Source organism: Aquipseudomonas alcaligenes NBRC 14159 (genome assembly GCF_000467105.1).
In the GTDB taxonomy this organism is placed as follows: Bacteria; Pseudomonadota; Gammaproteobacteria; order Pseudomonadales; family Pseudomonadaceae; genus Aquipseudomonas; species Aquipseudomonas alcaligenes.
Window position 1 is genome coordinate 1 of the sequence record NZ_BATI01000077.1, and the last position, 4,715, is coordinate 4,715.

The window sequence follows — 4,715 nt, forward strand, 5'->3', positions numbered from 1 at the left end:
TTTGCCCTGGGTGAACAGGTTGCTCAGCTCCTCGGCGGCGAAGGCGCCCTGGGCGAGGGTGGCGGAGGCGATGGCGAGCGACAGCAGTGTCGGTTTCATGCACATGGGTGGTCTTTCCTGTTGGCCAAATAACGCAAAAAAAAACGCCACAGCGCCGCGCTCCCGAATCGGGAAGGGCTGCTGTGACGTCGTTGTCGGTTGAGTGGCAGACACGCCGTTGTGCTGACCGGGATCGGCTATAGCAGGCCGCGTGCCAGAACTTTCAAGTTACTGATTTATTAAAGATTAATAACTTCTTAGAGTCTTTCGCGATTAACCGCCTGCACCGCGCTCGTTCGCGCTGCCTCCGGACAGTGCAGCTGTAGTGGCGCAATCGGGCGCGACTGTACCGGGCTGGCGGCCACGCCCTGCGGCATGCTGGCGGGCCACCACCGACTGTCAGGGAGCGCAGCATGCAACTCGAATTTCATCAGATCGACGCCTTCACCGATCGGCCGTTTCGCGGCAACCCGGCCGTGGTCTACCGGCTGGATGCCTGGCTGGAAGACGAGCTGATGCAGCGCATCGCCGCCGAGCACAATCAGGCCGAGACCGCCTTCACCGTGCGCGAAGGCTCGGGCTGGCGCATCCGCTGGTTCACCCCGGCCTGCGAGGTGCCGCTGTGCGGCCACGCCACCCTGGCGACCGCGCACGCGCTGTTCGAACTGTATGGCGAGACGGGCGAGTGCCTGGAGTTCAGCTGTATGTCCGGCGCCCTGGCCGTGGCGCGCGAGGCGGGTCGCCTGGTGCTGGATTTCCCGGCCATGGGGCTGGAGCCGGCGGATCTGGCCGCCGAGGTCGCCACCATCCTCGGCCAGCCGGTGCAGGCCGTGCAGGTTGGCAAGGAGCTGCTGGCGCTGCTGGAGTCGGAGCAGGCAGTGCGTGATTGCCAGCCGGACCTGGCGGCGCTGGCGAAGCTGCCGGGCCTTGGGGTGATCGTCACGGCGGCGGGGCGCGAGCATGACTTCGTTTCGCGCTACTTCGCGCCGGGCATCGGCATCGACGAGGACCCGGTCACCGGTTCGACCCACTGCATCCTGGCGCCTTACTGGGCAGAACGTCTCGGCAAAACTGAGCTGAGCGCCTACCAGTGTTCGGCGCGCGGCGGCGAGTTGCACTGCCGGCTGCAGGGCGAGCGGGTGAAGATCGCCGGCCAGGCCGTGCTGGTGGCCAGCGGCAAACTGTTTCTGTAGGCGCTGATGCTGACCGTGTGGGCCTCTGGCGGGCGCAGTGGGATGGCTGTGTGGGTTTCACCCGCCCTACGGTCTGAACCGCCCGGACGGCGGGCGCGGGATCAGCTGCTGCTGTAGCGGCGCACGCCGGACTCCGGCAGGTTGACCTGGGCGGCCACGCTGCCGGGGGCGGGGAATACCACCAGGTGGTCGGCGGCGACGCGAATTCCCACCTGCTGACCGGGTTGGTGGTCGGCGTGGCTGGGGAAGATCGCTTCCAGCTGGCTGCCGGTGGGCAGCTGCAGGCGGTACAGGGTGGCGGCGCCGAGGAAGGTCTTGCCGACGATCTGCGCCTGCAGGGCGCTGTCGGCATCGGGGACGATGTCGTCCGGGCGCAGCAGCACGTCCACCGAGCTGCCCGGCGCCATGGTGTAGGCGCGGTTGCCGTGGATGACGCCCAGCTCGGTCTGCACCGTATCCGGGCTCAGTAGCTGGCCGCGGATGAAATAGCCCTGGCCGACGAAGCTGGCGACGAAGGGCGAGGCCGGCTCGTGGTAGAGGTTGAAGGGGGTGTCCCACTGCTCCAGGCGGCCCTGGTTGAACACGCCCACCTGGTCGCTGACGGCGAAGGCTTCTTCCTGGTCGTGGGTGACCAGGATGGCGCTGGTGCCGCGGGCCTTGAGGATGTCGCGGACCTCGTGGCTGAGACGCCGGCGCAGCTCGCCATCGAGGTTGGAGAAGGGTTCGTCGAGCAGCAGCAGCTGCGGTTCGGGGGCCAGCGCGCGGGCCAATGCCACGCGCTGCTGCTGGCCGCCGGACAGTTCATGGGGAAAACGCTGGCCCAGGTGGCCGAGTTTGACCAGCTCCAGCAGCTCGGCGGTGATGCGCGCGCAGTCGGGGTGCTTGCGGATGCCGAAGGCCACGTTGTCCGCCACCGAGAGGTGGGGGAACAGGGCGTAGTCCTGGAACACCATGCCGATGCGGCGCTTCTCCGGTGCCAGGGTGAAGCCGGGGCGAGAAATCACCGCGCCACCCAGCTCGATCTCGCCTTCCTGTACCGACTCGAAACCGGCGATGGCGCGCAGGGTGGTGGTCTTGCCACAACCGGAGGGGCCGAGCAGGCAACCGATGTCGCCGGCATTCAGGTGCAGTTCGAGCGACTGCACGATGCGGTGTCCCTGATAGCCGCAGGCCAGGCCGCGCAGGGACAGCAGCAGCTGGCTCATGCGCGTTGCAGGCCCGGTGCCACCAGCAGCTCCAGCAGCGCCTTCTGCGCGTGCAGGCGGTTCTCCGCCTGCTGCCAGGCCAGCGAGCGCGGGTCGTCCAGCAGGTCGCTGCTGATTTCCTCGCCGCGGTGGGCGGGCAGGCAGTGCAGGAAGATCACCTGCGGGTCTGCCGCATCCAGCAGGGCGCGGTTGACCTGGTAGGGGGCGAACAGCTTGAGGCGCTTGGCGCTTTCCTCCTCCTGGCCCATCGAGGTCCACACGTCGGTGCTGACCAGATGGGCACCGGCCACCGCTTCGCGCGGGTCGCGAACGATGCGCGCACGGTCGCCGGCCAGGGCGAGGAACTCGGCCTTCGGCTCGTAGCCTTCGGGGCAGGCGATGCGCAGCTGGAAGTCGAACTGCACGGCCGCTTCCAGGTAGCTGTTGCACATGTTGTTGCCGTCGCCGATCCAGGCCACGGTCTTGCCGGCAATGCTGCCGCGCGCTTCCTGGAAGGTCTGCATGTCGGCCAGCAGCTGGCAGGGGTGCAGGTCGTCGGACAGACCGTTGATCACCGGCACCGTGCTGTGCGCGGCGAACTCGGTGAGGTTGCTGTGGGCGAAGGTACGGATCATCACCGCGTCGAGCATGCTCGACATGACGATGGCGGTGTCGCCGATCGGCTCGCCACGGCCCAGTTGAGTGTCGCGCGGGGAGAGGAAGATGGCCTGGCCGCCGAGCTGGATCATGCCGGCCTCGAAGGACAGGCGGGTACGGGTGGAGGCCTTTTCGAAAATCATCCCCAGCACCCGGCCCTGCAGCGGCTCATGGGCGATGCTTCGCTTGCGCAGGTCCTTCAGCTCGATGGCTCGACGGATCAGCCCGCCCAGTTCCTGGGGGCTGTAATCCATCAACGAGAGAAAGTGCCTGGCGCTCATCTTCTTCACTACCTTAATTCGACAGCTGTCGCGGCCCGTTTTTTCCGGGAAAAAGCAGCCCACACGGCGGCTGGAGCCGCTTGGGGGCGACAAATGGGGGAGGCGCGATCTTATAAGGAAATGTCGCGGCGTGCCAACAAGGGGCAAGATCGACGCGGTTTACAGGTGGGTAGTCAAATCGGCTGTACCAATTTCGTACCACCTTGATGCGGTTCCAGCTTCTGGAGTTCGGCCTAGTTCGAGATGGAGTTGGGCCACTTCGCATAAGTGGAGAGCAGCATTTTTACACTGTGGCCGAGCTGGTTGGCAATGAAGGCGGGGCTCATGCCGGCCATCAGGCTCATCGTCGCGTAGGTGTGCCGGGTGTCGTACTGTCGACGCACTCTTATGCCCTGGGCGCGACAGACGAGCGTGAAGTACTTGCGGGGTGTCGAGTCGGTTCTGATCCAGTCGCTGTCCTTTCGAGGGTCGCGGGGGCGAAAACGAACCCGAACCCGCTGCGAGCCATGGTCAGTGGCTTGGCTTCCTACAGGGCGCGCATGGCCCGGTCATTCAACAGCACGTGCCGGTTGGCCTTGGTCTTCACGCGATCGTGAATCTCTCTGTCAACCTGAACCCTGCACACGTGCGCGCCCCTTCCCTGAAAGTCGACCTCCTTCCAGCGCCGGGCCATGATCTCGCCAGGTCGCATGCCGGTGAATAATGCGAACTCGAAGTAGCAGGCATAGATCCGCACCAGGCCGGTGAGGTTGGCATAGAGGTGACTGATGATCTGCTCCGCCTCTTCCCGGGTGAACGGGTCAACCACCTTCTTGGCGACTTTCGGTCGACTGATGGAACTGACTGGATTGCGCGCGATGATCGCGTCCTGGACCGCTGCCTTGAACACGCTCGACAGCCTGTCGCAGGCGTGGCGGTGTACGCCGGGCGACGTCCACTTGGTCTCGGCAATGATCTTGCGGATGACAATCGCGGTGATCTGGACCAAGAGACGGGTGGTCAACCGGTCACCTTCTTGCTGTACAAGTCGAGTGCTGCGCATAGGAAGAGTTTGCCTTCCAGCGCGGCTATTCCCGAGATGTCCGTGACCCACTTGCGCTCCGGTTCAAGCTTTGTGAAATCTCGCTCCAGTAGGTTTTTCACTCCTGCTGGACGGTCGCCTCTGCTTAAACCACGTATTTTCCGGCACGGCCAACCTTGAATTCGTTCAGCTGCCATAAAGCGAGCAGCGTGGTTCAGACTGACGGTTTTGCCTTTGTCGAGCCGAGCTTACTCGAAGGTGTCTGTGCTAACGGGGTAGACCCCAAACGCCATCTGAACGTACCAAGGTGGAAACCTCAAGCTAGAGCGTGGCGCTAAGG

General features: G+C 64.8%; 4 protein-coding genes. 1 reads left to right on the forward strand and 3 read right to left on the reverse strand.

Translation table 11 applies throughout. From position 1 onward, the window contains the following. The first annotated feature begins 452 nt into the window (after positions 1-452). The gene (locus PA6_RS21925; protein ID WP_021703157.1) at positions 453-1,232 is read left to right on the forward strand and encodes a PhzF family phenazine biosynthesis protein; all 780 of its coding nucleotides are present in this window, start codon (positions 453-455) and stop codon (positions 1,230-1,232) included. Between the two features lie 101 nt (positions 1,233-1,333). Here the strand turns inward: PA6_RS21925 and PA6_RS21930 are convergent, their stop codons facing one another. The 3 genes from PA6_RS21930 to PA6_RS23220 form a co-directional block, all read right to left on the reverse strand. Further along, complete coding sequence (locus PA6_RS21930; RefSeq protein ID WP_021703158.1) at positions 1,334-2,437, reverse strand: ABC transporter ATP-binding protein; 1,104 nt, start codon at positions 2,435-2,437, stop codon at positions 1,334-1,336. Then, positions 2,434-3,354, reverse strand: a complete 921-nt coding sequence (gene argF / locus PA6_RS21935; RefSeq protein WP_021703159.1) for an ornithine carbamoyltransferase — start codon at positions 3,352-3,354, stop codon at positions 2,434-2,436. Before argF ends, PA6_RS21930 begins: the two co-directional genes overlap by 4 nt. 526 nt (positions 3,355-3,880) lie before the next feature. Then, positions 3,881-4,357, reverse strand: coding sequence for a tyrosine-type recombinase/integrase (locus tag PA6_RS23220; protein WP_021703160.1), 477 nt, complete (start codon positions 4,355-4,357; stop codon positions 3,881-3,883). Positions 4,358-4,715 lie beyond the last annotated feature (358 nt).

Coding starts and splice junctions, on each gene's coding strand:
- PA6_RS21925 (WP_021703157.1), top strand. CDS start 453: ATGCAACTCGAATTTCATCAGATCGACGCCTTCACCGATCGGCCGTTT.
- argF (WP_021703159.1), bottom strand. CDS start 3,354: ATGAGCGCCAGGCACTTTCTCTCGTTGATGGATTACAGCCCCCAGGAA.
- PA6_RS21930 (WP_021703158.1), bottom strand. CDS start 2,437: ATGAGCCAGCTGCTGCTGTCCCTGCGCGGCCTGGCCTGCGGCTATCAG.